A 26,697-nucleotide genomic window follows, 5' to 3' on the forward strand; every position below is an offset into this window, starting at 1 on the left:
CCTTAGTTTGAACTCACTGTTAGTCTAATCCAACCAGTTTGACCAGTTAATTTTGCAGTGTCAATTTCTTGATTATCAATTTTAATTTTAACGCCTTTTACAACGCCTAATGTGATTGTTACCGGAGAGCCTTTAGAAATTGTTGTTTTAGCTGTTTTGTTATTTGGCTCGAGAGTAGTTCCTCCAGCTAGATCCGTATCTGATACACTTATCCAACTTGTTGCATCCGTCACAGATAATTGAAGTTCAGCAGTATCTTTAGAAGTTTTATACTCTACTGATATCACATCTCCCTGACCTGAAACAGTCACAGTTGATGCTTCACTCGAACTTGATGGACTAGTGGTTTGGTTGCTAGTTGTTGTTTCACTAGTTGTTGCATTTGTAGTAGTAGTTACAACATTATAGTTAGCTGAAGTTGTTTCTGTTGGTTGTGTTTGAATATAATTCCAAACATAATAGGTTACGAATACTAAAATTGATAAGGAGAATAAGACGAAGTAAAAAAGTGGAAGCAGGGAACGTTTCTTTCGATTAGAACGTCTACGACCTGATAGTTCTATCTCATCAACATCAACTTCTTCATAGGTAATCATACTACCTGAATCATAAGCATCTAGAACTATACTTTCATCCAATTCAACTGCCCAAGCATACTTTCTCAAAAAAGAGCGAACATAAAAGGGACTAGGTAATTTATCAAAATCATCTGACTCTAAAGCTTCTAGCATATCCAGTTGAATATCTGTCTTGCGCTGCAACTCCTCTAAACTCAACCCCTGGTTTACTCTTGCTAAACGTAATACTTCACCGATTGTTTTTTTCCTCATACTTATCATTCCTTCTTTCTAGTCTCATTTTTTTCAATTATTATAGCGGAAAAATCGTAAACTCAACCATTTCACTATTATCAATAAAATGATGACCTACCTCAAGAACATCTTCTAAGGTCATTTCCTGTATAATCTTTGGCAAATCAAACAAGGTTGATTCATCAACGTGCGACTGATATTGAGTCGCAATAAATTCTAAAGAATTCAGATTATGGATAAACTCTCCATAAATTTCACTTTTTATTAAATCAAGATGCTCCTCTGACACATCCGGATCAGTTACAAAATTTTTTATTGCCTTTCGAAATTGGTGTGAAATGGCAACAGGTTCTTTTGTATCCATTGTCAGCATCAAAAAATTAAAACGATGATTGATTTCAACCTCCATAGATAATGAAGAATCTAGTTTCCCAGTTTCATACAAACTTTGAAATCTTTTTGAGGTCCATCCAAACATCATCGAAAACAAGGCCTTCAACAAAACACCGTATCGATAGCAGTCTTTACTCTCCATCTCAGCATTTGTTCGAACTCCAATAGCTAATTTAGGAGAAGCCACATCCATACGAATACTCTCAACCTTCTTTACAGGGTGTAAAGCGATTGTTTCTCGTGGATTTTGAACTATACAAACTCCAACATCCTTTTGCAAGAAATAATTCTGTATCAACTCTAAATCAAAATTTCCAACGAGAAAAATATGGCTATTGACAGGTGTGTAAAATTCATCAAAATTATCTTGTAAATCCTCTAAACGAATATCTTCTATCGAATTTTCAGTACCAACAATATCCGAAGCTAAAGGACTTTCTGGATAAAGATTTGCAAGAGTTTTAAAGAATAAGCAAGAATCAGGATCATCCTGATACATTTCGCGCTCTTGTTGAATGATATCCTTTTCTCGTTCAACAGATTCTTCAGTAACGTTAAAGCAAGTAACAAGCTCGTCAAGCAAGTCTAAACACTCAGCGACATTGTCAGAGGTTGAAAAAAGATAACTTGTATTTGTAAAGCTTGTAAAGGCGTTACTATCTGCACCTAATTTGGTAAATGCAGCCATGATATCTTCAGAATTTTCTCTTTCAAAAAGTTTATGTTCTAAAAAATGAGCAATCCCACTAGGATAATCTTCCTTTTTACCATTTCTAGCTGTAAACTTTGTATCAACCGAACCAACTTGGACAGTGGCTACCCCGTAAACTTCGTTAAAGTCATTTTTCGGAAGTAAAGTAACTGTCAAGCCGTTTTTTAATGTTGCTTGATAAAGAGTTTCCTTTACAGCAGGATAAAATTTCTCTTGAAAAGTAACTCTAGTCATTCTGCTCCTTCCATAAAATAAATAGCCTGCAATTTCAAACTAGATGCCGCCCTACAGATTTCATCCCTGTCAACTTGCTCTAGTTGCTCTATCAAAGTTTCTTGGTCTAAAACTGATTTACCAAAAAAGATGCTCAAGTATTCTCTATCTATAATCGAATCTTGATTATCCTGACTCAACAACATCGTCCTACGAATCATTTCCTTAGTTTGAGTAACTTCAGCATCTGTAAATCTACCATTTTTGATTGCTAACAATTGATCATTCATCAATTTTCTTGCCTTGTTGCGATTTTGACGATTTATTCCAGCAAATAATCTTAAAAATCCACTAAAGAGATCTAAGTGACTAGAAACAGTGTAGGCCAGTCCTTCTTTTTCCCTAACTTGAGTAAACAATTTAGAGTGTGGGAAAGCTCCAAGCAAACCATTCACGAGAAGCAAGGCCATCTTTTGAACATCTCCATAACCAATTGTACTATGATAACCCATTTCTAGAATAGACTGACCTAGGTTTTTCCTGGCAATTCCTTCTCTAAGAATATTTGAATAACCTTGCTGATATTGAATATTTACAGTTTCTTTACGACCTGTCAAGTTAAATTTCTTCAAGTTTTCTAAGACTTCAATTTCATTAAAATCACCTAAAAAGAATAAATCAATCCTATCTTCTTTCAGCATTTTTTGAAAACTTGAATAGCAAGATTTAGATGTCTCTTCGGAAATTCTGGCAATTAAATCTTTAGGAACTAACTGCATTGATTCTTCTTGAAAAAACAACTGATCCAATTCTTTATGAGCAAAGAAGAAAGGATCCTCTAATTCTGATTCTAGTCTCGCCAACAATTGTTTTTTTTCAATTTCAAAGGCATTGGTCTCAAATTCATCTTCATTTGACAATGGATTAAATATGACTTGATACAATAATTCTAAAACCTGAGCAGTTAATACGTTTTTCTTACTTAAAAATTCATCTCGAACATAAGTCAAACTCACGTCTACTAAGTGACTTTGTCCCCTTCTATAAGCATGAGTTGACAAATCTGCTCCATACAATGCTGCCAGATGTTTTCTAAGAACCTGGGCAGTTGGATAGCCTTTATTAGCAGTTTCAAGCATACTGGCACTTAGCATGCGACCAGAGATTAAATCCAGAGATAATGGAGCTGTGAAACGCATGGTTATTTTATTTGTCTTAAACTTTTTAGATTGGATAAAATGCACTGCAATTCCTGGGAATAGCTCCATCTTTTACCTCCTTTTACATAGAGTTCTATTATACCATGAAAATGAAAATTTTTCTTGTTCTCTTTGACTTTTTTGAAATTAAAATCGTTTTCACTCAACGGGTTTCTTCTCCACTATTTTAAGCAAAATATGGTATAATACCAAAGATTGAGGTGAACTATGGAATACAAATTATTTGAAGAATTTATTACTCTCCAAGCTCTTTTGAAAGATCTTGGAATCATCCAAAGTGGAGGTGCTATTAAATCTTTTTTAGCGGACCATCTTGTATATTTTAATGGAGAATTAGAAAATCGTCGAGGCAAAAAAATTAGAGTCGGAGATTCTATTGAAATCCCTGATTTAAAAACTCAAATTATTCTAGTTCAACCAAATCCTGAAGAACTTGAGGAATTTAAACAAGATAAAATCGAGAAAGAGCGTGTAGCTAAACTTGTTAAAGAAATGAATAAAAAGGTTCAAAAAAAGCCAGACAAAAAGAACCAGCCACCAAAAGTAAAAAGTGCACCACGTTTCCCAGGTAGGTAAATATGTGGCTGAAAAACTTATGCATTAAACAATTTCGTAACTATCGTAATACAGAAATTGATTTTAACCCAAAATTAAACGTATTTGTTGGCCGGAATGCTCAAGGAAAAACAAATCTTCTTGAAAGTATTTATTTTTTAGCTCTAACAAGAAGTCACAGAACAAAGACCGACAAAAATTTAATTCAATTTGAAGAAGAGCAACTACAAGTCTCTGGAATCTTGCAGAAAAAAACGGCAACTATACCACTTGAAATAGACCTTACACAAAAAGGTCGAATTACAAAAGTAAACCATTTAAAGCAAGCTCGTCTTTCTGATTATATCGGACATATGAACGTTGTCTTATTTGCTCCAGAAGATTTACAACTTGTCAAAGGTGCTCCGGCCATTCGTCGTAAATTCATTGACATGGAGTTAGGCCAAATCAAACCAATTTACTTGTCAGACCTGTCAAGTTATAACCACATCCTTAAACAGAGAAATAGCTATCTAAAATCTACACAAAATATTGATGACACTTTTTTATCTGTCCTTGATGACCAACTTGTAGAGTACGGATGTCGTGTAATGATTCATAGGGATGACTTCATACAAAAAATGGAACTCTTTGGAAAGAGGAAACACTTTGATATCTCAGACCAGTTAGAAGAGTTGTCAATTTGTTATCAACCTTCTGTAAACTTCGTTGACAAAGAACTTTTAGCTGATTCTTTCCGTATAGCACTTCAAAAAAGTAGATCCAGAGATTTATTTAAGAAGAATACGGGAGTTGGACCTCATCGGGATGATATGACTTTCTTAATCAATGGAATAGACGCAAGTTTTGGTAGTCAAGGACAGCATCGTAGTCTAGTTCTTTCTATAAAACTTGCTGAAATCGAATTGATGGAGAGCATTACTAAAGAATCTCCAATTCTTTTACTTGATGATGTTATGAGTGAGCTTGACAATACCCGTCAACTTAAATTGTTAGAAACGATTTCTCATAACATCCAAACCTTTATTACAACTACTAGTTTAGACCATCTTCAAAACTTACCTGATACTCTCAGTGTATTTACAGTAAACAACGGTCAAATAGTTGTAAATTAAAGTTTATAGTTTTGTCAAAACAAAAAAATCTCCTGTTTGACAGGAGATTTTTTGTTTACATTGAGTAATTTGGTGCTTCATTAGTGATTTGCACATCATGTGGATGGCTTTCTTTTAGACCAGCACCAGACATTTCGATAAATTGAGCATTGTCATGCAATTCTTTAAGGTTAGCTGCACCACAATAACCCATACCAGAACGAATACCACCAATCATTTGGAAGACGATATCAGCTGCTGCTCCTTTATAAGCAACACGTCCTTCAATTCCTTCTGGAACGAGTTTGTTTGCTTCATTAACAGAACCTTGGAAGTAACGGTCGCTTGAACCTTTCTTCATTGCGGCGATTGAACCCATACCACGATAAGTCTTGAACTTACGTCCTTGGAAGATTTCAGTTTCCCCTGGAGCTTCATCTGTTCCTGCAAACATTGATCCAAGCATTACTGCATTTCCACCAGCAGCAAGAGCCTTAACAATATCTCCAGAATACTTGATTCCACCATCAGCAATGATTGTTTTGCCATATTCACGCGCCACTGCTGCAGCATCGTAAATAGCTGTAACTTGAGGAACTCCAACACCTGCGATTACTCGAGTTGTACAGATTGAACCTGGTCCAATACCAACTTTAACAACGTCAACACCCGCATCATAAAGGGCACGTGCACCTTCAGCCGTCGCAATATTCCCAGCAATCAGTGTACGATCTGGGAAGTGAGCACGAATCTCAGCGATTTTGCGAAGAACACCTGCTGAGTGACCGTGAGCAGTATCGATAACAATGGCATCCGCACCTGCTTCAAAAAGTGCTTCTGCACGTTCAAATGTATCTGAGGTAACCCCTACAGCACCCGCAACAAGGAGACGACCAAATTCATCTTTAGCTGCGTTTGGAAACTCAATTACTTTTTCAATATCTTTAATAGTAATCAAACCAGAAAGACGACCATCTTCGTCAACCAAAGGAAGTTTTTCAATACGGTGTTCTTGAAGAATACTTTCAGCTGTTTCAAGATCTGTCCCAACAGGAGCAGTAACGAGGTTTTCGCTGGTCATATGGTTTGAGATTGGTTGATTGTAATCTGAAATAAAACGAAGGTCTCGGTTTGTTAAAATACCAACCAATTTACGATTTTCAAGTGTTTCAACTACTGGAACACCACTGATACGGTAACGACCCATGAGTTCATCTGCTTCAGCAATGGTATGTTCTGGAGTCAAGAAGAATGGATCAATGATAACACCATTTTCAGAACGTTTTACCTTACGAACTTCATCTGCCTGTTGCTCAATAGACATATTTTTATGGATAACTCCAAGTCCACCTGCACGCGCAATAGCAATGGCCATTTGGCTTTCTGTTACAGTATCCATCGCAGCGGTAATAATTGGGATATTTAAAGTCAAATTATCTGCCAATTTTGTAGTTAAATCCGCATCATTAGGCAACACATGACTCTCTGCCGGAATAAGCAATACATCATCAAAGGTAAAACCTTTTTTCAAAAATTTAGTGTCCCAATTAGACATTGAAGTTCCCTCTTTTCTTTCTTTTTGAGCTTAACGCTTTTTGTATTGTATCTATCATACCATTCTATGAAAATTTGTCAATTAAATTTATAAGAGAACATATAAAAAAACTATCCCTCTTATTTTAAAGAAGAAATAGTTTTATAGTTCATATTTTATCTATTAATGAAAGTAATTAAGACCCATTGCAGCTTTTACTTCTGATAAGGTCTGACCAGCAACTTCACGAGCTTTTTCACTACCTTTTTGTAGCATATTATAGACTTCACCCATGTCTTTAGCATATTCTAGGCGACGTTCACGGATTGGACCAAGCTCTCTTTCCAAAATTTCAAGGAGGTAACGCTTAGTCTTAACGTCCCCAAGACCCCCACGTTGGTAGTGTTCTTTCATTCCAGCAATTTCTTGAGCATCCTCTGGACGTCCAAATACATCTAAATAATGGAAAACCATATTGCCTTCAATCTTACCTGGATCCTCGACACGAATGTGATTTGGATCTGTATACATACTCATCACTTTTTTTCGTAAAATATCAGCATCGTCTGCTAGGTAAATACCATTATTGAGTGATTTCGACATTTTCGCATTTCCATCAAGTCCTGGTAAACGTCCTGCACCTTCATGCTCAGGGTAAATTCCTTCTGGTTCTACTAAAACATCACAGTTATAGGCATGATTGAAAGAACGTACAATTTCACGTGTTTGTTCAATCATCGGTTTTTGATCATTCCCTACTGGAACTAAGTTTGCTTTAAAGGCTGTAATATCCGCTGCTTGTGAAATAGGATACACCAAGAATCCAGTTGGAATGCTTTCTCCAAAACCTTTCTGTGAAATTTCTGTTTTTACAGTTGGATTTCGTTCCAAACGAGCTAATGAAACTAGGTTCATGTAATACATAGATAGCTCTGCCAATTCTGGAATCTGACTTTGAATAAAAATTGTTGATTTATTAGGATCTAATCCCACTGCAAGATAGTCCAAGGCAACATTCCCAATTGATTCTACAATTGTTTGAGGATCTTTTGCATGGTCAGTTAAGGCTTGCTGATCAGCTAAAAAAACAAACATGTCATATTTATTTTCTTCTTGTAGTAAGACACGATTTTTCAAGCTACCAACGTAGTGCCCAATATGTAATTTCCCCGTTGGACGATCTCCTGTTAAAATAATGGGTTTACTCATAATATTCTCCTTTGATATGGTCCTTTCAATTATAGCATTTTTTTGATAAAAAGACAGATAATTTTTTCAATCAAACAATAGTTTTCTAGCCATATATCCGTAAAGAAACTGTCAACTTACTTTACAAAAAATTGACAAATAAAAATTTGAATATTTACTAATTTTCTAGTAGAATTAGAGTATTACATATAATAGGAGAAAAACATTGCTAACAGTATCTGATGTTTCACTACGTTTTAGTGATCGCAAACTTTTTGATGATGTCAACATTAAATTTACAGAAGGAAACACCTATGGTTTGATTGGTGCTAATGGTGCCGGAAAATCAACCTTTTTGAAAATTTTAGCTGGTGATATTGAACCAACAACTGGTCATGTCTCTCTAGGACCAGACGAACGTCTTTCAGTTCTTCGTCAAAATCACTTTGACTATGAGGACGAACGTGTTATTGATGTTGTCATCATGGGAAATGAAAAACTTTACAACATCATGAAAGAAAAAGACGCCATTTATATGAAGGAAGATTTTTCAGATGAAGATGGCGTTCGTGCTGCTGAACTTGAAGGAGAATTTGCTGAACTAGGTGGTTGGGAAGCTGAGAGTGAAGCTTCACAACTTTTACAAAATTTGAATATCCCAGAAGAACTTCATTATCAAAATATGAGTGAACTTTCAAATGGTGACAAAGTGAAAGTACTCCTTGCTAAAGCTCTATTTGGTAAACCGGATGTCCTTCTTTTGGATGAGCCTACCAACGGTCTTGATATTCAATCTATTACCTGGTTAGAAGATTTCTTGATTGATTTTGATAACACAGTTATTGTCGTATCTCATGACCGTCACTTTTTGAACAAAGTATGTACTCACATGGCCGACCTTGACTTTGGAAAAATCAAACTCTACGTTGGTAACTACGACTTCTGGAAGGAATCCTCTGAACTTGCAGCTAAATTACAAGCTGACCGTAATGCAAAAGCAGAAGAAAAGATCAAACAACTTCAAGAATTCGTTGCTCGATTCTCTGCCAATGCTTCTAAATCAAGACAAGCGACTTCACGTAAGAAAATGCTTGATAAGATTGAATTAGAGGAAATTGTACCTTCTAGTCGTAAATACCCATTTATCAACTTTAAAGCAGAACGAGAAATCGGTAATGATCTCTTAACAGTAGAAAACTTATCTGTCAAGATTGACGGTGAAACTATTCTTGACAACATCAGCTTCATCTTGCGTCCAGGTGATAAGACAGCTCTTATTGGGCAAAACGACATCCAAACAACTGCCTTGATTCGTGCGATTATGGGTGATATCGACTATGAAGGAACTGTCAAGTGGGGAGTTACAACTAGTCGCTCTTACTTACCAAAAGACAATTCTGCTGATTTTGCAGGTGGCGAGTCGATTCTTGACTGGCTCCGTCAATTTGCAAGTAAAGAAGAAGATGACAATACCTTCCTTCGTGGATTCCTCGGACGCATGCTCTTTTCTGGAGACGAGGTTAACAAGCCTGTAAACGTCTTGTCAGGGGGGGAAAAGGTGCGCGTGATGCTTTCAAAACTCATGCTTTTGAAATCAAATGTTCTTGTACTTGACGATCCTACAAATCACTTGGATTTGGAATCTATTTCAAGCTTGAACGATGGATTGAAAAACTTCAAAGAATCTATCATCTTTGCCAGTCACGACCATGAGTTTATTCAAACTTTGGCTAACCATATCATTGTCTTATCTAAAAACGGCGTCATCGACCGTATCGATGAAACCTACGATGAATTCCTTGAAAATGAAGAAGTTCAAGCAAAAGTCAAAGAACTTTGGAAAGATTAAGTATAACTTTAAAAAAACTCAGTTGGTTAAACCAACTGAGTTTTTTTATTAATTACTTGTAAATCATTCATTGTTTCACGTGAAACTTTATTAATCTTCGTCCATTTTTTTAGGTTGATAAGCTAGCATACCTAATCCTATGAATAGAACTAAAGTTACGAGAAGGAAAATTATCTGACTATGAATATTCCCTGTCATAGAAATCGTTTGTCTCAATCCTGAAACTGAATAACTCATTGGCAACCAAGGATTAACAGCTCTAAAGAAATCATTTGTCAAAGCAAGTGGATAAGTTCCTGCACTTGATGCTAATTGCAATAATAGCAAAATAAGTGAGAAGAAAGCACCTAATCGACTATTCCATGTTGTTAATGCCGTCACCATAGACATAAATGTTAAACTTGCGATAATAATTAAGAATAAAGTTCTCATTTCATGATTTGCAGTTAAACCAATAAGATGAACGCCACCATAGACTAAGACAGCGGCTAAAACAGCTATAACTCCATTTATCTCAAAGCGAGATTTGAACCAAGCCCAGCGAGTTTCAGGATGACGACCTGAAGGTAATTTAGCAAAAATCATATTTGTTGATAATGCAGCAACAAAAAGTGCAACTGATATCATGTAAGGAGCCATTGCAATCCCATTTACAGGAACCTGATCATTATCTGTCTTTGAAAGACTTAAGGGTTCCGCTAATGTTTCTGCATTTTTTGACTCTGTTGATGCTGATTTTAATTGATTGCTTGCGTTACTTAATCCTTGTCCTAGGTCAGTAGTTCCTATTTGTAAACTTTCAATACCAGCAGTTAACTTTGTTCCACCTTCTGCAAGTTTCCCAGATCCATCTGCCAATTTATTAGCTCCATTCTCTAATTGAGAAGCACCTGAAAGTAACTGACTGGATTTGTCTGCTAATTGACCAGATCCTGATTGTAATTTATCAACTCCTGCCATTAATTCTTGACTCTTTTGATTCAATTGGTTAGAGCCAGTTGATAATTTTTCAATACCAGATACTAATTCTGGAGTTTTTTCAACTAATTGACCAACTCCCGCTGTCAAGCTAGAAGATTTTTGTGTCAAGGTAGTTGAGCCTGAAACTAGTTGATCCAAACTACCTATCAAGGTGGAATTTTTTTCACTTAGTTGACTTGCACCCTGAGAAATTTTATCAACACCTGCAGTATATGAATTTACACCTGATGCAATCGACTGACTAGCAGGAACTAATTTACTCGTCACTGCTCCCTGCATTTCTGTTAATCCACTTGACAATCCTGTCAAAGAAGTAGAAGCAAGCGGTAATACTTGATTGGCTTGATTTTGTAATGTCGAAAGATTTGAAGATTGATTTTGTAAGTTTTCTAAACTTCCCTGTAAACCTTGTACTAAAGCTATAATTGACTGAGCCGATTGAATACTATCAGTCGAATTTTGAGATACAGAAGCGCTTATCTCAGCTTGTTGCTCACTTGTCAATGATTGATAAGCTGCTGTCGATTGAATATTGGCTAATGTAGTTGCTTTTTCAGACTGAGCACTTGCTAGCATTTGATTAGAAAGAGAAACTATACTTGATAAAACAGAAGATAATTGTTTTGTATCTCCAACATCAATATTTTGAATGGCTTGATTTAACTGATTTAGACCAGAAGATAATTGATTAATTTGATCTTTTTGCTCAGACGAAGTATCTAACTTGCTAGAAAGTTGTTGAATCCCTTCACTTAATTGCTCCACACCCATTCGAAGTGTAGCTGATTGACTAGATAACTGATTTGCACCTGTTGCAAGATTTCCCACTCCATTTGTATAGGCACTAACACCAGATGAAAATTGATTAAGACCAGTATTGAGCTGAGAAACACCGCCAGTATAGGCCTCTACCCCAGTATATAATTGATTGATTCCTCCTACTAATTCAGGACTTTTAGAAGCTAATTGACCTAATCCGCTATCTAATTTACTTACTGCACCAGTATATGTAACTAAACCACTATTAAAAGTCCCTAAGCCAAGATGAAGTTGTTCAACACCAGAAACATAAGAGGATAATCCTTTAGTAAACTGCTCCGTTCCATTTGAAAATGTTAAACTTGAATCTGCTAAAGAGTGTAGGTTAGTAGTCAATGTCTGACTTCCTACAGCTAACTGACTGGCCCCGTTAGCCAATTGTTCACTTCCATCGGCTGCCTTCGTTAAACCGGATTTTAAATCACCCATCTTTTGAAATAAAGCTTTCGTGTAAGTCTCAGTTACACTGGCAGAAACATTTTGTTTTAACTGTGTCATAGCAGAATCACTCATCTTACTTGCAATGAAGCTATGTCCACTAGAAGTTTGATAGTCAATGTTCATTTGTTCTGGGTGATCTGTTAAAATAGAAGCAGCCTTTTCAGACAAATCACTTGGCAAAGTTACTACCATATAGTAATCGCCATTCTCTAGTCCTTTTTTTCCTTCTTCCTCATTTACAAAATGAAAATCCAAGGATTTATTTTCCTTTAAATTAGACACCATGTCTTTTCCGATAGCCATTGTATTCCCATTGTAAGTCGCTTCCTTATCATTATTTACAACCGCTACAGGCAACTCTGATAATTGACCATATGGGTCCCACATGGATGATAAAAATATGATATTGTATAAAGCTGGAATAAGAGAAATCCCTATCATTACAATGATAAAGGTTGGTTTTTTAAAAATTGCTTTCCATTCTTTAAACATATTGTCTCCTTTTTTTACACATATTGTCTAAAATTTTGATATAATAGATTATACATTAAAAAATCAAAATTACAAGGTAAAAACTTATTTTTTAGACATTACGTCTATTTTTGTTCACAAGGAGGAACTATGACAGAGAGTAACAAACGCTTAAAAACAAAACGTATTATCGAGAATGCTATGGTTCAATTATTAATGGAACAACCATTTGATCAAATTTCTACTGTTAAGCTAGCTGAGAAAGCCGGAATTAGTCGCTCAAGCTTTTATACACATTACAAAGATAAGTATGATATGATTGAGCACTACCAAAGCAAACTTTTTCATACCTTTGAGTACATTTTCCAAAAACACGCCCATCATAAAAAAGATGCTATTTTAGAAGTATTTGAGTATCTGGAGTCTGAACCATTGCTAGCTGCTCTTTTATCTGAAAATGGTACAAAAGAAATACAAAACTTCCTGAGAAATAAACTTCATATCATGCTTAGCACTGACCTCCAGAAACGCTTTATGCAATTAAATTTAAACGACATTGAGTTAGAATATAGTAGCATCTATCTAACCAATGCACTATTTGGTGTTTGCCAGACTTGGATTGCACATGGAAAAAAAGAAAGTCCGCAAGAAATGACAGACTTTCTAATGAAAATGTTAGGAGATTCAAATTAGAAACAAAAAAGAACACCATTGGTGTTCTTTTTTGTTTGACTCCGCCAGTAGGACTCGAACCTACGACATCATGATTAACAGTCATGCGCTACTACCAACTGAGCTATGGCGGATAATATAGTCCGTACGGGATTCGAACCCGTGTTACCGCCGTGAAAAGGCGGTGTCTTAACCCCTTGACCAACGGACCATCTATCTGTAGCAGATATAACCATTATATCAATTTCTTACTAATTGTCAATCACTTTTTAGATTTTTTCTCCAGAATATCTTTTAGTTTACGGACTTTCAGACGAGTAATTGGACAACGATGATTTTCATAGAAAACTACTTCTAAATTTTTTCGATCAATTTCTCTAATATTTCCTACATTGACAAGAAATGATTTATGAGCGGAATAAAATCTTTGGGTTTCTTTATCTTTTTCTTGGATATCCGTCATGGTTCCATAAAATTCTTTAGCGAAATTCTTACCAATAATCCGTAACTTATGAGAAACACCTGTTGTTTCAATATACAAAATATCATGGTAGGGAATCTTCAAATCATTCCCCTTATAGTTATAGTCAAAATAATCCACAACATCTTTATTTTCAAGCAGCATATTTTTGGTATACAAGATACTCTGCTCGATGCGTTTTTTAAACAATTCATCATTGATATCTTTATCCACAAAATCCAAGGCGGATACTTGATATTTGTAAGTTAAGGTAGCAAATTCTGATCTACTAGTGATAAATACGATAATTGCATAGGGATTGTGGTGACGAATAAACTGTGCGACTTCAAATCCTTTTTTCTCAACTCCATGAATATCAATATCTAGAAAATAAAGCTGGTTTACTTCGTCATTTTCGATATATTCCTTAAATTCTCGTTCTTTACCTGTTGTTTTATAAGAAATAGGAATATTTAATTCCTTTGAAATTTCATCCAAGGTTCTTTCTAGTCTGACTTGATGTTGAATAACATCTTCTAAAATTAATACTTTCATTCAAACTCTCTCTTAAATCTAATAATCTGTCTAAATGTACTATCTTCCATCTCTGTTTCTAAAATGATATTTTCATACTTATCCAAAATTTCTTTAACATTATTAAGACCTATTCCTCTACTTCTACCCTTTGTAGAAAAACCTAGCTCAAATAAATCTTCCGAAGGATTCATAGCGATATTACATGAATTTTGAATCACGATAACTGTCTCCAAATCCATCTTAATCACTGCAACTTCCATTTGTTTCAAATAACTTTCTGCAGCACCTTCAACAGCGTTGTTTAGCAAAACACTCATAATCCGAACAAGATCTAGTAAATCGATTGACAATCTTGTAACAACATCCTTTACCTCAAGTGTAAACTCCACATCATTATTTTGTGCATATACAATGGATTGAGCAATCAAACTTCGTAAAGCTGAATCTTCTATGTTATTTAAATCAAAGTAGGTATATTTATCTGAACGTAATTTCTGATTAGCTTTCACTAAAACTTTATTGTAAATTCTGTCAATTTCCTGTAAATCACCGCTGTCAATCGCCATTTGCATACTGACAAGCATTCCTGCATAGTCATGACGAAAACCGCGGATTTCATTATACAAACTAACAATTTCATCAGTGTAAGTCTGTAAATGTTCTTGTTCAAATTTCTTCTGTTTTAGAGCGATCTCTCTTTCAGCTTGAACCTTATGAGCGTTCATTGCAAAGAAGATTAGTAATAAACAAATAAAGACAATTGTTGCTAAAATACTACTGAAATTATTAAAATGAGCATGAATACCCACCATATCTGAAATGAATAATAGAACTTGTAAAGTAAAGAAAATTAAAATGACCTTTTTGAAAAATGGATAAAGGTAATCTTTATCAAAATAAGTAAGTTCAAGATGAAAATAAGTAATAATTTTTTTAGTGATAAAATACGTCAGCATCAAAACCACTACAAAAAATAAATCTTCATATTTTATTAAGAAAGAATCACCTGTTATAGAGGATATGATTACTGCTATAAATGTATGAGTACTTTGATATAATAAAGACAATAATAAACTAATAAAAATAGCTTTGAACTTATTATATTTTTTAAATCCTATTAAATAAGCAAAGATAATACAGGTAAATGAAATTTTTTCCATTCCTAATCCATGTAAAGAAGTTAAATAGAATAAAATTTCAACAATAGACTGTAATATAAATACCCAAGAAATAAACAGATATCTTTCTTTTTTTGTTGCCTTACAAATGAGTTCATAGCTATTTGTTAGAATAAGAATATGAAGAATAACTATGAGTATTTTCAATAAATCCATTATATCTCCCTATAATGTTTTCTCTTTTTTCTTATAAATGAACTTACAAATCTATTATACAAAATGTGATTTATATTATAAACAATCATTCTCAACTGTACATTTTTGTACCTGAACTGTCATTTTTTTACAAAAAACGCTGGGTTACCCCAGCGTTAAATCTAGTATATGATCCCAGCAGGATTCGAACCTGCGACCGTTCGCTTAGAAGGCGAATGCTCTATCCAGCTGAGCTATGAGACCTAACTAGTTTATCTTATCAAAATAATTAAGAATAGTCAATCCTATTTATGATAAGGAGAGCCTTGTTGAATGGTAAAAGCTCGGTATATCTGCTCTGTTAATACGAGACGCATTAATTGATGTGGGAGAGTTAAACGGCCAAAACTTACTGATAGGTTAGCTCGTTTTTTCACTTCATTAGATAATCCTAAACTTCCACCGATAACAAAGGTTAAGGTTGAAAAACCATTAATAGATGCTTGTTCTAGCTGTTTACTGAATTCTTCAGAAGACAAAGTTTTCCCTTCAATAGCTAAAACAACAACAAATTCTCTATCCCCAATTTTGGAAAGAATTCGATTCCCTTCTAAATCCAAGATTTTTTCGTTTTCAGAATCACTAGCACGATCTGGTGTCTTCTCATCAGCTAATTCAACCATTTCGACAGTAGCAAAACGAGAAATTCTCTTAGAATACTCAGCAATTCCATCTTTTAGATACTTTTCTTTTAGTTTTCCAACTGTTACAATTTTAATTTTCATGCTTCTATTTTATCACAATCGTATTTTATTCACATCTTATTCACAAATAAAAACAGGGAAAATAGTGATAAATTCACAAGTTTTTAATAATTTTCCACAGATTGTGAAAAATTTAAACTTTTTTAAGTTAGGATTAAGTTAATAATTTTATAATTTTATAAAATAAATTTGGAGGATTCTTCTATGAAGAAAAATTTAAAAAAATGGGGACAACTTTTATTAGTCATTCTCATTAGCTTTTTTAGTGGTATTTTAGGTACTTTTACAACATTACAGCTCAGTCAAAAACAAAATAGTGGTACGACAACTACCACTACTGTCAGTAAAGCAGCTGTAAAAAATGAAAACTCAACTACACAAGCAGTCGATAAAGTTAAAGATGCTGTTGTATCTGTCATTACTTACTCATCAAACTCTCAAAACAGTTTAATCACATCTGATGAAACTGATACGGATACCAATGCTGAACAAGTATTCAGTGAAGGTTCTGGTGTCATTTATAAAAAGGAAGGGGATACTGCTTATATTGTAACAAATACTCACGTTATTAATGGCGCTAAAAAAGTTGATATTCGTTTAGCAGATGGTACAAAAGTTCCTGGTGATATTGTGGGTTCTGATACTTATTCAGATATTGCTGTTGTAAAAATTGCTGCAGATAAGGTCACAACAGTGGCCGAATTTGGTGATTCTAATCAACTAACAGTTGGAGAAACAGCTATTGCAATCGGAAGTCCCCTAGGTTCTGAATATGCCAATACTGTGACACAAGGGATTGTATCAAGTTTAAATAGAAATGTCTCTCTAAAATCCGAAGATGGACAAGCTATCTCAACCAATGCTATCCAAACAGATACAGCTATTAACCCTGGTAACTCAGGTGGTCCTTTGATTAATATCCAAGGCCAAGTTATCGGTATTACATCAAGTAAGATTGCCTCTAATGGTGGAACATCTGTCGAAGGTCTTGGTTTTGCAATTCCTGCAAACGACGTAATCAACATTATTAAACAATTAGAAAAAGATGGAAAAGTAACTAGACCTGCTCTTGGAATCCACATGGTTAACTTATCAAATCTTAATACAACTGATCTTCAAAAACTAAAACTTCCTGGAAATGTTACTTCTGGTGTAGCTGTTCGTTCTGTTCAAAAAAATATGCCTGCCAATGGACATCTGCAACAATATGATGTCATTACAAAAATAGATGATAAAGCTATTTCTTCCACTACTGAATTACAAAGTGCTCTATATAGCCACTCTATTGGAGATGAAATGACTGTAACTTATTACCGTAATGGTAAAGAAGAAACAACTAAAATCAAGTTGGACAAGAGTACTAGTGATTTAAATCAATAGTTTACAGATTTGTAAACTTACTTTACAGAATATCAAAGTTGTGATACTGTAGAAACATGGAAGAATTTAAACTCATTCGTATAAGTGATATTCAAAAAAATCCCTATCAACCACGTAAAGAATTTTCAGAAGAAAAAATAAAAGAACTTGCTCAATCTATCAAAGAAAATGGATTAATTCAACCCATTATCGTCCGTCAATCTCCAGTTATTGGATACGAAATTCTAGCTGGAGAAAGACGGTATCGTGCATCCATAGCAGCTGGACTTTCAGAGGTACCTGTAATCATCAAAAAACTTTCTGATCAAGATATGATGATTCACTCAGTCATTGAAAATTTGCAGCGGGAAGACTTAAATCCGATTGAGGAAGCAAAAGCTTATCAATCTTTAATTGATAAAGGGTATACTCATGCAGAAATTGCTGACAAAATGGGAAAATCACGTCCCTATATTACTAATCTTGTTCGCTTACTTACGCTCCCTGATTTTATTCTAACGGAAGTAGAAACTGGAAAATTATCTCAAGCACATGCTCGACTCCTAATCCAGCTACCTGTTGAAGAACAAAAAAAATTACTTCATCGTATTCAGACAGAGGATTTATCAGTTCGGCAAGTAGAACATTTACTTCAAGAGGAAAAAAAGAAGAAGAAAATCAGAGAAAAAGATTACTTTATCAAAGAAGAAGAAGAAAATTTAAAAAAATTGTTGGGATTAGATGTCCAAATTGTCCTTCAAAAAAAAGAGGCAGGAAAAATAACTATCTCTTTTCATAATCAAGAAGAGTACCAACGTTTTATTAACAGCCTGAAATAAGGCTGTTATTTTATTTTTCTCAACTCACAGACTTATCCACCAAATCAATATAAATAAAACCAATAAAATCATAAATAATAGCTGTTATCCACAGCTTGTGGATAAATCTTTTAAACATTGTGGATTGTTTTTCACAAGTTGTGGAAAAAATGCTTGCAATATGATAAAATAGGTGTGAGATTATACCTTTTAGAAAAGGAGGAGTTTGTTGTTGAAAGAAAAACAATTTTGGAATCAGATTTTAGAATTAGCTAAAGAGCGATTAACACGATCAATGTTTGATTTCTACGCAACACCTGCTGAATTAATAAAGGTCGAGGGAAATGTAGCTACCATATTTTTGCCAAGATCTGAAATGGAAATGGTTTGGAGTACAAAACTCAACGATATAATTGTAGCTGTCGGTTTCCAAATCTACGACACTGAAATAAAAGCTCAATATGTATTAACTAAGGAAGATTCTAGTACCTCCGATATAGTAAGCAATGTTGAAAGTGATCATCATCAGGAACAAACTGAAAAATCTATTCCTTATTCAGAAACAGGATTGAGAGATATTTATACTTTTGATAATTTTATCCAAGGTGACGGAAATATTTGGGCTAAGTCTGCTGCTTTAGCCGTCTCAGAAGATCCTGGACTAACTTATAATCCTCTGTTTATATATGGAGGACCCGGTTTAGGAAAAACTCACTTACTCAATGCTCTGGGGAATGAAATTCTCAAAAAAAATCCTAATGCGCGTGTTAAATACATTCCTGCTGAAAGTTTTATTAATGAATTTTTAGATCATCTAAGGCTTAATGATATGGATAATTTTAAAAAAACCTATCGAAGTCTAGATCTCCTTCTTATTGATGATATTCAATCTCTTAGTGGAAATAAAGTGCAAACTCAGGATGAATTTTTTAATACATTTAACAAACTTCACAGTAATAATAAACAGATTGTTTTAACGAGTGACCGCAGACCAGAACAACTAGAAAATTTACCTGAGCGTCTTGTCACGCGCTTCTCATGGGGATTAACAACGGATATTACTCCTCCAGATTTTGAAACTCGTATTGCTATCTTAAACAGTAAAACGGAAGATCTTGATTATCATTTTCAACCTGACACAATCGAATATTTGGCTGGCCAGTTTGATTCAAATGTGCGTGAATTAGAAGGTGCCCTCAAAGATATTAGCCTCATGGCTAAAGTCAAACAAATCAACACTATAACTGTAGATATTGCATCTGAGGCTATCCGTGCTCGAAAACAAAGCGTCAGCACCATGGTTGTTATTCCAATTGAAAAAATCCAAGAGGAAGTCGGAAACTTTTATGGTGTTAGTGTTAAGGAGATGAAGGGAACTAGACGTGTTCAGAATATTGTTCTAGCTCGTCAAGTTGCTATGTATCTAGCTAGAGAGCTAACAGATAACAGCCTTCCAAAAATCGGAAAAGAATTTGGTGGTAAAGATCATACGACAGTCATTCATGCTCATGCAAAAATCAAATCTATGATTGAAACGGATGATAAATTACGTATAGAAATCGAAACTATCAAAAAGAAAATCAAATAGTTTGTGGATAAGTGTTTACATTTTTACTAATTTATACACATCTTTTAAACAAGTGTAACTTCTTGAATTTTCTAAACTAAACTTGGTTTTCCACAGATTTCACACAGCCTACTATTACTATTAACCTTCTAATAATAAAAATAAATAAAGGAGATTCCATGATTCATTTTTCAATTAACAAAAATCTATTCCTGCAATCATTAAATATTACTAAACGTGCTATTAGTTCCAAAAATGCTATTCCTGTTTTATCAACTATCAAAATCGATGTTACAAATGAAGGAATTACATTGATTGGATCAAATGGTCAAATTTCAATCGAGAACTTTATTTCTCAAAAAGATGAAAATGCAGGTCTTTTGATTAACTCTTTAGGTTCTATCCTTTTAGAAGCTTCATTCTTTATCAATGTTGTATCTAGTCTTCCAGATGTGACTCTTGACTTCAAAGAAATTGAACAAAATCAAATTGTATTAACAAGTGGAAAATCAGAGATTACGCTTAAAGGAAAAGACAGCGAGCAGTATCCACGTATCCAGGAAATTGCAGCAAGTAATCCTTTAGTTCTTGAAACAAAGCTTCTTAAAAAGATTATCAACGAAACTGCCTTTGCAGCTAGTGTTCAAGAAAGTCGTCCAATCTTGACTGGTGTACACTTTGTCCTAAGTAATCATCAAGAATTAAAAACAGTAGCAACAGACTCACATCGTCTCAGCCAGAAGAAATTGACGCTTGAGAAAAATAGTGATAATTTTGATGTTGTTATCCCAAGTCGCTCTCTACGCGAATTTTCAGCTGTTTTTACGGACGATATCGAAACAGTAGAGATTTTCTTCGCAAACAACCAAATTCTCTTTAGAAGCGAAAATATTAGCTTCTATACACGCCTCTTAGAAGGTAATTATCCTGATACAGATCGTCTGATTCCAACAGATTTTAATACGACAGTGACTTTTGATGTTGTGAATCTACGTCAATCTATGGAACGTGCACGTCTTTTATCAAGTGCTACTCAAAATGGAACTGTAAAATTAGAAATCAAACAAGGAGTAGTTACAGCTCATGTAAATTCTCCAGAAGTTGGTAAAGTAAACGAAGAAATCGATACAATTGCTGTATCTGGTGAAGATTTGACGATTAGCTTTAACCCAACCTACTTGATTGAAGCACTAAAAGCCTTGAACAGCGAAAAGGTTACAATCAGCTTTATCTCATCAGTTCGTCCATTTACTCTGGTACCAGCTGATACAGATGAAGATTTTATGCAGCTGATTACACCAGTTCGTACAAATTAAGTTAAAGAGGTTGAGCCTAGCTCACCTCTTTTATGATATAATCGAAAATAGAAAAGGAGACTAGCTATGTATCAAGTTGGAAATTTTGTTGAAATGAAAAAACCACACGCTTGTACAATCAAATCTACAGGCAAAAAAGCGAATCGTTGGGAAATTACACGTCTAGGTGCAGATATCAAAATAAAATGCAGTAATTGTGATCATGTTGTCATGATGAGTCGCTATGATTTTGAAAGAAAAATGAGTAAAATTATCGACTAAATGCAAGGAGTTAGAGGGTTAGCAAGTTTTCCCTTTTTGTGTTATAATATTGAAGATTGAAATGTGAACGGAGAATGAGAAATTATGGCTTTAACAGCAGGTATCGTGGGTTTGCCAAACGTTGGTAAATCAACCCTATTTAATGCAATTACAAAAGCAGGAGCAGAGGCTGCAAACTATCCATTTGCAACTATTGATCCAAACGTTGGGATGGTAGAAGTTCCAGATGAACGCCTACAAAAATTGACTGAAATGATTACTCCTAAGAAGACAGTCCCAACAACCTTTGAATTTACAGATATTGCAGGGATTGTAAAAGGTGCGTCAAAAGGAGAAGGTCTCGGTAATAAATTCTTGGCCAATATCCGTGAAGTTGATGCCATTGTCCATGTAGTTCGTGCCTTTGATGATGAAAATGTCATGCGTGAGCAAGGTCGTGAAGATGCTTTTGTAGATCCATTGGCAGATATTGATACCATTAACCTAGAATTGATTCTTGCTGACTTAGAATCTGTTAATAAACGCTATGCGCGTGTGGAAAAGATGGCACGTACGCAAAAAGATAAGGAATCAGTTGCAGAATTTAACGTTCTCCAAAAGATTAAACCTGTCCTTGAAGACGGTAAATCAGCTCGTACTATTGAATTTACAGATGAAGAGCAAAAGGTTGTCAAAGGTCTTTTCCTTTTGACCACGAAACCAGTTCTTTATGTAGCTAACGTTGATGAGGATGTGGTTGGAGACCCAGAATCTATTGATTATGTGAAGCAAATTCGTGAATTCGCAGCAACAGAAAATGCAGAGGTAGTGGTCATTTCTGCGCGTGCGGAGGAAGAAATTTCTGAATTAGACGATGAAGATAAAAAAGAGTTTCTTGAAGCTATTGGTTTGACAGAATCGGGTGTGGATAAGTTGACTCGTGCTGCTTACCATCTACTTGGACTTGGAACCTACTTTACGGCTGGTGAAAAAGAGGTTCGTGCTTGGACCTTTAAACGTGGCATGAAAGCTCCTCAAGCAGCTGGAATTATCCACTCTGACTTCGAAAAAGGCTTTATTCGTGCAGTGACTATGTCTTATGATGATTTGATTAAATACGGATCTGAAAAGGCTGTAAAAGAAGCTGGACGCTTGCGTGAAGAAGGAAAAGAATATGTCGTTCAAGATGGCGATATTATGGAATTCCGCTTTAACGTATAATCAACATTTTTAATAGTGTCAATTAGGTTGGAAAAAAATTCCAACCCTTTTGGCTTTTGAAAGGAAAAATAAATGACAAAATTACTTGTAGGATTGGGAAATCCAGGGGATAAATATTTTGAGACAAAGCATAATGTTGGTTTTATGTTGATTGACCAACTAGCAAAAAAACAGAATGTATCTTTTACACACGATAAAATATTCCAAGCTGAATTAGCTTCATTTTTCCTTAATGGTGAAAAAATTTATCTAGTGAAACCAACAACTTTTATGAATGAAAGTGGGAAAGCAGTTCATGCTTTATTAACTTATTATGGTTTAGACATCGAAGATTTACTGATTATTTACGATGATCTTGACATGGAAGTAGGAAAAATTCGACTTCGCGCTAAAGGATCAGCTGGCGGCCATAATGGTATCAAGTCAATTATCCAACATATTGGTACACAGGTTTTCAATCGTGTAAAGATTGGTATCGGTAGACCTAAAAAAGGAATGTCTGTTGTTCACCACGTTTTGAGTAAATTTGACAAGGATGACTATATAGGTATTTTACAGTCTATTGACAAGGTTGACGATGCTGTAAATTATTATTTACAAGAGAAAAACTTTGAAAAAACAATGCAGAAATACAATGGGTAAAGAAATGTCATTAATCGAATTCTTTTTAGAGAATAAACAAATCCTGTCTTGGCATGAAAATTTAACACAGAAGCAAAGACAATTACTATTAGGATTTTCTGGATCAGCAAAGTCTTTAGCTATTGCAAGTAGTGTTAAAAGTCAGAACAAGATTTTAGTAATGACATCTACTTATGGAGAAGCTGAGCGTCTAGTAAATGATTTAATTTCTATCCTGGATACTGATATGGTTTATCCATTTTTAGTAGATGATTCACCAATGGTAGAATTTTTAGTATCGTCTCAAGAAAAGATTTTTTCGCGAATTGAAGCCTTGCGTTTTCTAAGAGATAAATCTCAAAAAGGAATATTAGTTTGTAACATGGCAGCTAGCCGTTTATTCTTACCAGATCCTCAAGTTTTTGATAACAGTGTGTTAAAACTTGAAGTTGGCGAAGAATGTGAACAAAGAGAATTAAAAAATCAATTGATTTCACTTGGTTATAAAAAAGTTACTCAAGTTCAAAGTCAAGGCGAATTTAGTCTTCGAGGGGATATTTTAGATATTTTTGAAACTTCGCAACTATCTCCTTACCGAATAGAATTTTTTGGTGATGAAATAGATGGGATTAGAGAATTCGACGCAGATACACAATTATCAAAAGAAAGTCTTTCTGAAATTTTTATATATCCCGCTAGCGATATTTTACTAAGTATTGAAGATTACAATCGTGGACAACAATTTTTAGAGCATGAGATTGATAAGGCACTTTCTCCAACTTTGAAGTCATATCTAGAGGAAGTCTATAGTAGTGCTAAGCAACAGAGTATCCCTTCTGATATTCGCAAGTTTTTGTCTGTTTTTTATAAAAAACAATGGACACTGTTAGATTATTTACAAGAAGTACCTCTCATTTTTGATGATTATCAAAAAATCATGAACCAGTATGATACTTTCGATAAGGAAACAGCTAGCTACTTTACAGAAAATTTACATAATAGTAAAGCAGTATCAAATTTACAATACTTTGCTGACGTAGAAAGTCGATTCAAAAAATATTTACCAGTGAGTTTCTTTTCGAATTTTCAAAAAGGTCTTGGAAATCTAAAATTTGATCATCTTTATCAATTTAATCAGTATCCAATGCAAGAGTTCTTCAATCAATTTTCTTTTTTGAAAGAAGAAATTGAACGTTATAAAAAATTAAAATATACCATTGTTCTTCAGTCAAGTAGCAAAACTGAACTCAAAAAACTGTCAACAATTTTAGACGAATACGAAATTAAGGTTGACAATAGTAATGGAAGTGAAATCTGTAAAGGAACTGTAAATCTTGTTGAAGGAAATCTTCGTCATGGCTTTCATTTTGTAGATGAAAATCTTGTATTTATCACTGAATATGAAATTTTCAAAAAGAAGATTAAACGTAAATATAGAAGACAAAATATCAGTAATGCTGAGCGATTAAAGGATTATAATGAGCTCCAAAAAGGAGACTACGTCGTTCATCAAATTCATGGTATTGGGCAGTATTTAGGAATCGAAACGATTGAAATCAAAGGAATTCATCGAGATTATGTGAGTATCCAATATCAAAATGGAGATCGAATTTCTATTCCTGTAGAACAAATCCAAACCTTATCTAAGTATGTTTCAAGTGATGGAAAAGCTCCAAAGCTAAATAAGTTAAATGATGGACATTTTAAAAAAGCTAAGCAAAAAGTTAAAAATCAAGTTGAAGATATTGCGGATGACTTAATTAAACTGTATGCTGAGAGGAGCCAACTGAAAGGATATGCATTTTCAAAAGATGACGAAGACCAGGCTGCTTTTGATGAGGCTTTTCCCTATGTTGAAACAGAAGATCAACTTAGAAGTATAGAAGAAATCAAAAAAGATATGCAAGCACCTCAACCAATGGATCGACTCTTAGTTGGAGATGTTGGTTTTGGTAAGACAGAAGTTGCCATGCGAGCTGCATTTAAGGCTGTTAATGATCATAAACAGGTGGTCGTTTTAGTACCGACTACCGTTCTTGCGCAGCAACATTACAGTAATTTCAAGGAAAGATTTGAGCAATTTGCTGTAAACGTAGATGTTTTGAGTCGCTTTAGAAGTAAAAAAGAACAGACTGAAACACTTGAAAAATTGAAAAAAGGACAAGTGGACATCTTGATAGGAACTCATAGAGTTTTGTCTAAAGATGTTGAATTTGCAGATTTAGGATTGATCATCATTGATGAGGAACAACGTTTTGGTGTCAAGCATAAGGAAACACTTAAGGAATTAAAAAAGAAGGTTGATGTCTTAACCTTGACAGCTACACCAATTCCTCGAACTCTTCATATGTCTATGCTAGGTATCCGAGATTTATCTGTCATTGAAACCCCTCCAACAAATCGATATCCTGTTCAAACCTATGTTCTTGAACAGAATGATCGTGTGATTCGTGATGCTGTGTTGAGAGAAATAGATCGTGGCGGCCAGGTTTACTATCTTTACAACAAAGTTGACACGATTGAAAAGAAAGTTTCAGAACTACAAGAACTGATTCCTGAAGCTTCTATTGGTTTTGTTCATGGTCAAATGAGTGAAATTCGTTTAGAGAATACATTACTTGATTTTATTGAAGGCGAATATGACATTTTAGTAACTACGACAATTATCGAAACAGGGGTAGACATTCCAAATGCTAATACCTTGTTTATTGAAAACGCAGATCATATGGGCTTATCAACCTTATATCAATTAAGAGGTCGGGTGGGTCGTAGTAACCGAATTGCTTATGCCTATCTCATGTATCGGCCAGATAAATCATTAACTGAAGTTTCAGAGAAGAGATTGGAAGCTATCAAAGGCTTTACTGAATTAGGTTCTGGTTTTAAAATTGCTATGCGTGATTTATCCATTCGTGGAGCTGGAAATCTTTTAGGTAGTTCGCAATCTGGTTTTATCGATTCAGTTGGTTTTGAATTGTATTCTCAGTTACTTGAGGAAGCAATTGCTAAGAAAAATGGAACTGACAAGAAACGTGAAAAAGGAAATGCTGAGTTAATTCTACAAATTGATGCCTATCTTCCAAATGAGTACATATCAGATGAGCGCCATAAAATTGAAATTTACAAGAGAATTCGTCAGATTGACAACCGTGTCAACTATGAAGAATTACAAGATGAGTTGATAGACCGATTTGGAGAATATCCAGATGTGGTTGCTTATCTTTTAGAAATTGGATTAGCCAAAGCATATCTTGACAAAGTATTTGTCAATCGTGTAGAAAGAAAGAATAATAAGCTTGTCATTCAGTTTGAAAAAATATCGCAACAACTATTTTTAACACAAGATTATTTCCAGGCTCTTTCTCAGACAAGTTTGAAGGCCAATATTTCAGAAAATCAAGGTTTAATAGAAGTTGTTTTTGATATTCGAAATAAAAAAGATTATGAGATTTTAGAAGGTATTTTAACTTTCGGAGAATCGTTAGCAAAGATAAAAGAATCAAAAGAGTCACATTAGGAATTACCTT

General features: G+C 34.5%; 21 protein-coding genes and 3 tRNA genes. 12 read left to right on the top strand and 12 right to left on the bottom strand.

All coding sequences use genetic code 11. The features are described from left to right. Positions 1 to 2: 2 nt before the first annotated feature. Genes rodZ through yfmF form a run of 3 tightly spaced genes read right to left on the bottom strand, consistent with a single transcriptional unit; the run spans position 3 to position 3,398 of the window. Positions 3 to 830 (bottom strand): cytoskeleton protein RodZ, encoded by an 828-nt coding sequence (rodZ, locus tag ACXYSN_RS07010; protein WP_235083578.1) that lies wholly within the window; start codon positions 828 to 830, stop codon positions 3 to 5. 40 nt (positions 831 to 870) lie between these two features. Next, entirely contained in the window at positions 871 to 2,151 is a 1,281-nt protein-coding gene (gene yfmH / locus ACXYSN_RS07015) for an EF-P 5-aminopentanol modification-associated protein YfmH (RefSeq protein WP_458636603.1), read from the bottom strand. Then, positions 2,148 to 3,398, bottom strand: coding sequence for an EF-P 5-aminopentanol modification-associated protein YfmF (gene yfmF / locus ACXYSN_RS07020; RefSeq protein ID WP_458636604.1), 1,251 nt, complete (start codon positions 3,396 to 3,398; stop codon positions 2,148 to 2,150). Before yfmF ends, yfmH begins: the two co-directional genes overlap by 4 nt. A gap of 159 nt (positions 3,399 to 3,557) precedes the next feature. Between yfmF and yaaA the strand changes: the two genes are divergently transcribed. Together yaaA and recF are read left to right on the top strand one after the other, a co-directional pair. Next, positions 3,558 to 3,926 carry a S4 domain-containing protein YaaA gene (gene yaaA, locus ACXYSN_RS07025; RefSeq protein ID WP_235083580.1) on the top strand — a complete coding sequence of 123 codons (369 nt, stop codon included), beginning with the start codon at positions 3,558 to 3,560 and terminating at the stop codon, positions 3,924 to 3,926. Positions 3,927 to 3,928: 2 nt separating this feature from the next. Beyond that, positions 3,929 to 5,020: a DNA replication/repair protein RecF gene (recF, locus tag ACXYSN_RS07030; RefSeq protein ID WP_254727386.1), complete on the top strand. Its 1,092-nt coding sequence runs from the start codon at positions 3,929 to 3,931 to the stop codon at positions 5,018 to 5,020. Between the two features lie 55 nt (positions 5,021 to 5,075). Here the strand turns inward: recF and guaB are convergent, their stop codons facing one another. Together guaB and trpS are read right to left on the bottom strand one after the other, a co-directional pair. Beyond that, positions 5,076 to 6,554 carry an IMP dehydrogenase gene (guaB, locus tag ACXYSN_RS07035; RefSeq protein ID WP_016466527.1) on the bottom strand — a complete coding sequence of 493 codons (1,479 nt, stop codon included), beginning with the start codon at positions 6,552 to 6,554 and terminating at the stop codon, positions 5,076 to 5,078. A 162-nt stretch (positions 6,555 to 6,716) separates the two neighbouring features. Then, a complete protein-coding gene (gene trpS, locus ACXYSN_RS07040; RefSeq protein ID WP_458636605.1) occupies positions 6,717 to 7,742 on the bottom strand; it encodes a tryptophan--tRNA ligase in 1,026 nt (341 codons plus the stop codon). A gap of 205 nt (positions 7,743 to 7,947) precedes the next feature. Between trpS and ACXYSN_RS07045 the strand changes: the two genes are divergently transcribed. Continuing rightward, complete coding sequence (locus tag ACXYSN_RS07045) at positions 7,948 to 9,570, top strand: ATP-binding cassette domain-containing protein (RefSeq protein WP_458636606.1); 1,623 nt, start codon at positions 7,948 to 7,950, stop codon at positions 9,568 to 9,570. A gap of 90 nt (positions 9,571 to 9,660) precedes the next feature. Here the strand turns inward: ACXYSN_RS07045 and ACXYSN_RS07050 are convergent, their stop codons facing one another. Further along, positions 9,661 to 12,303, bottom strand: coding sequence for a YhgE/Pip family protein (locus tag ACXYSN_RS07050; protein WP_458636607.1), 2,643 nt, complete (start codon positions 12,301 to 12,303; stop codon positions 9,661 to 9,663). 129 nt (positions 12,304 to 12,432) lie between these two features. Between ACXYSN_RS07050 and ACXYSN_RS07055 the strand changes: the two genes are divergently transcribed. Then, positions 12,433 to 12,975 (top strand): TetR/AcrR family transcriptional regulator, encoded by a 543-nt coding sequence (locus ACXYSN_RS07055; protein ID WP_303943431.1) that lies wholly within the window; start codon positions 12,433 to 12,435, stop codon positions 12,973 to 12,975. Between the two features lie 39 nt (positions 12,976 to 13,014). On the opposite strand, the gene ACXYSN_RS07060 is transcribed toward ACXYSN_RS07055, so the two are convergent. From ACXYSN_RS07060 to rlmH, 6 genes are all read right to left on the bottom strand, one after another. Then, a tRNA-Asn gene (locus ACXYSN_RS07060) sits at positions 13,015 to 13,088 on the bottom strand. A 5-nt stretch (positions 13,089 to 13,093) separates the two neighbouring features. Then, a tRNA-Glu gene (locus ACXYSN_RS07065) sits at positions 13,094 to 13,165 on the bottom strand. A 51-nt stretch (positions 13,166 to 13,216) separates the two neighbouring features. Further along, positions 13,217 to 13,969 carry a competence system response regulator transcription factor ComE gene (gene comE, locus ACXYSN_RS07070; protein ID WP_006150540.1) on the bottom strand — a complete coding sequence of 251 codons (753 nt, stop codon included), beginning with the start codon at positions 13,967 to 13,969 and terminating at the stop codon, positions 13,217 to 13,219. After that, entirely contained in the window at positions 13,966 to 15,285 is a 1,320-nt protein-coding gene (comD, locus tag ACXYSN_RS07075) for a competence system sensor histidine kinase ComD (RefSeq protein WP_458636608.1), read from the bottom strand. The genes comE and comD overlap by 4 nt, the downstream gene beginning before the upstream one ends. 169 nt (positions 15,286 to 15,454) lie before the next feature. Further along, positions 15,455 to 15,528 (bottom strand) — tRNA-Arg (locus tag ACXYSN_RS07080). Positions 15,529 to 15,569: 41 nt separating this feature from the next. Further along, positions 15,570 to 16,049 carry a 23S rRNA (pseudouridine(1915)-N(3))-methyltransferase RlmH gene (gene rlmH / locus ACXYSN_RS07085; RefSeq protein ID WP_006150541.1) on the bottom strand — a complete coding sequence of 160 codons (480 nt, stop codon included), beginning with the start codon at positions 16,047 to 16,049 and terminating at the stop codon, positions 15,570 to 15,572. Between the two features lie 183 nt (positions 16,050 to 16,232). Here rlmH and ACXYSN_RS07090 point away from each other — a divergent pair, with 183 nt between their 5' ends. The 8 genes from ACXYSN_RS07090 (at position 16,233) to mfd (ending at position 26,687) form a co-directional block, all read left to right on the top strand. Continuing rightward, complete coding sequence (locus tag ACXYSN_RS07090) at positions 16,233 to 17,408, top strand: S1C family serine protease (RefSeq protein ID WP_006150556.1); 1,176 nt, start codon at positions 16,233 to 16,235, stop codon at positions 17,406 to 17,408. A 56-nt stretch (positions 17,409 to 17,464) separates the two neighbouring features. Further along, a complete protein-coding gene (locus ACXYSN_RS07095; RefSeq protein WP_235083589.1) occupies positions 17,465 to 18,226 on the top strand; it encodes a ParB/RepB/Spo0J family partition protein in 762 nt (253 codons plus the stop codon). A gap of 211 nt (positions 18,227 to 18,437) precedes the next feature. Continuing rightward, a complete protein-coding gene (gene dnaA, locus ACXYSN_RS07100) occupies positions 18,438 to 19,793 on the top strand; it encodes a chromosomal replication initiator protein DnaA (protein ID WP_458636609.1) in 1,356 nt (451 codons plus the stop codon). Between the two features lie 158 nt (positions 19,794 to 19,951). Then, entirely contained in the window at positions 19,952 to 21,088 is a 1,137-nt protein-coding gene (gene dnaN, locus ACXYSN_RS07105; RefSeq protein WP_458636610.1) for a DNA polymerase III subunit beta, read from the top strand. 66 nt (positions 21,089 to 21,154) lie between these two features. Further along, positions 21,155 to 21,349, top strand: coding sequence for a DUF951 domain-containing protein (locus ACXYSN_RS07110; protein WP_004250933.1), 195 nt, complete (start codon positions 21,155 to 21,157; stop codon positions 21,347 to 21,349). Between the two features lie 84 nt (positions 21,350 to 21,433). Further along, a complete protein-coding gene (ychF, locus tag ACXYSN_RS07115; protein WP_235083591.1) occupies positions 21,434 to 22,549 on the top strand; it encodes a redox-regulated ATPase YchF in 1,116 nt (371 codons plus the stop codon). Positions 22,550 to 22,621: 72 nt separating this feature from the next. Then, positions 22,622 to 23,191, top strand: a complete 570-nt coding sequence (gene pth / locus ACXYSN_RS07120; RefSeq protein ID WP_004250929.1) for an aminoacyl-tRNA hydrolase — start codon at positions 22,622 to 22,624, stop codon at positions 23,189 to 23,191. Further along, positions 23,184 to 26,687 (top strand): transcription-repair coupling factor, encoded by a 3,504-nt coding sequence (gene mfd / locus ACXYSN_RS07125; protein ID WP_458636611.1) that lies wholly within the window; start codon positions 23,184 to 23,186, stop codon positions 26,685 to 26,687. The genes pth and mfd overlap by 8 nt, the downstream gene beginning before the upstream one ends. The last annotated feature ends 10 nt before the right edge of the window (positions 26,688 to 26,697 follow it).

Source organism: Streptococcus sp. V869 (genome assembly GCF_054353515.1).

Excerpts from the sequence above, each read along its gene's own strand:
- rodZ (WP_235083578.1), bottom strand. The coding sequence starts at position 830 with ATGAGGAAAAAAACAATCGGTGAAGTATTACGTTTAGCAAGAGTAAAC.
- yfmH (WP_458636603.1), bottom strand. The coding sequence starts at position 2,151 with ATGACTAGAGTTACTTTTCAAGAGAAATTTTATCCTGCTGTAAAGGAA.
- yfmF (WP_458636604.1), bottom strand. The coding sequence starts at position 3,398 with ATGGAGCTATTCCCAGGAATTGCAGTGCATTTTATCCAATCTAAAAAG.
- yaaA (WP_235083580.1), top strand. The coding sequence starts at position 3,558 with ATGGAATACAAATTATTTGAAGAATTTATTACTCTCCAAGCTCTTTTG.
- recF (WP_254727386.1), top strand. The coding sequence starts at position 3,929 with ATGTGGCTGAAAAACTTATGCATTAAACAATTTCGTAACTATCGTAAT.
- guaB (WP_016466527.1), bottom strand. The coding sequence starts at position 6,554 with ATGTCTAATTGGGACACTAAATTTTTGAAAAAAGGTTTTACCTTTGAT.
- trpS (WP_458636605.1), bottom strand. The coding sequence starts at position 7,742 with ATGAGTAAACCCATTATTTTAACAGGAGATCGTCCAACGGGGAAATTA.
- ACXYSN_RS07050 (WP_458636607.1), bottom strand. The coding sequence starts at position 12,303 with ATGTTTAAAGAATGGAAAGCAATTTTTAAAAAACCAACCTTTATCATT.
- ACXYSN_RS07055 (WP_303943431.1), top strand. The coding sequence starts at position 12,433 with ATGACAGAGAGTAACAAACGCTTAAAAACAAAACGTATTATCGAGAAT.
- comE (WP_006150540.1), bottom strand. The coding sequence starts at position 13,969 with ATGAAAGTATTAATTTTAGAAGATGTTATTCAACATCAAGTCAGACTA.
- comD (WP_458636608.1), bottom strand. The coding sequence starts at position 15,285 with ATGGATTTATTGAAAATACTCATAGTTATTCTTCATATTCTTATTCTA.
- rlmH (WP_006150541.1), bottom strand. The coding sequence starts at position 16,049 with ATGAAAATTAAAATTGTAACAGTTGGAAAACTAAAAGAAAAGTATCTA.
- ACXYSN_RS07090 (WP_006150556.1), top strand. The coding sequence starts at position 16,233 with ATGAAGAAAAATTTAAAAAAATGGGGACAACTTTTATTAGTCATTCTC.
- ACXYSN_RS07095 (WP_235083589.1), top strand. The coding sequence starts at position 17,465 with ATGGAAGAATTTAAACTCATTCGTATAAGTGATATTCAAAAAAATCCC.
- dnaN (WP_458636610.1), top strand. The coding sequence starts at position 19,952 with ATGATTCATTTTTCAATTAACAAAAATCTATTCCTGCAATCATTAAAT.
- ACXYSN_RS07110 (WP_004250933.1), top strand. The coding sequence starts at position 21,155 with ATGTATCAAGTTGGAAATTTTGTTGAAATGAAAAAACCACACGCTTGT.
- ychF (WP_235083591.1), top strand. The coding sequence starts at position 21,434 with ATGGCTTTAACAGCAGGTATCGTGGGTTTGCCAAACGTTGGTAAATCA.
- pth (WP_004250929.1), top strand. The coding sequence starts at position 22,622 with ATGACAAAATTACTTGTAGGATTGGGAAATCCAGGGGATAAATATTTT.
- mfd (WP_458636611.1), top strand. The coding sequence starts at position 23,184 with ATGGGTAAAGAAATGTCATTAATCGAATTCTTTTTAGAGAATAAACAA.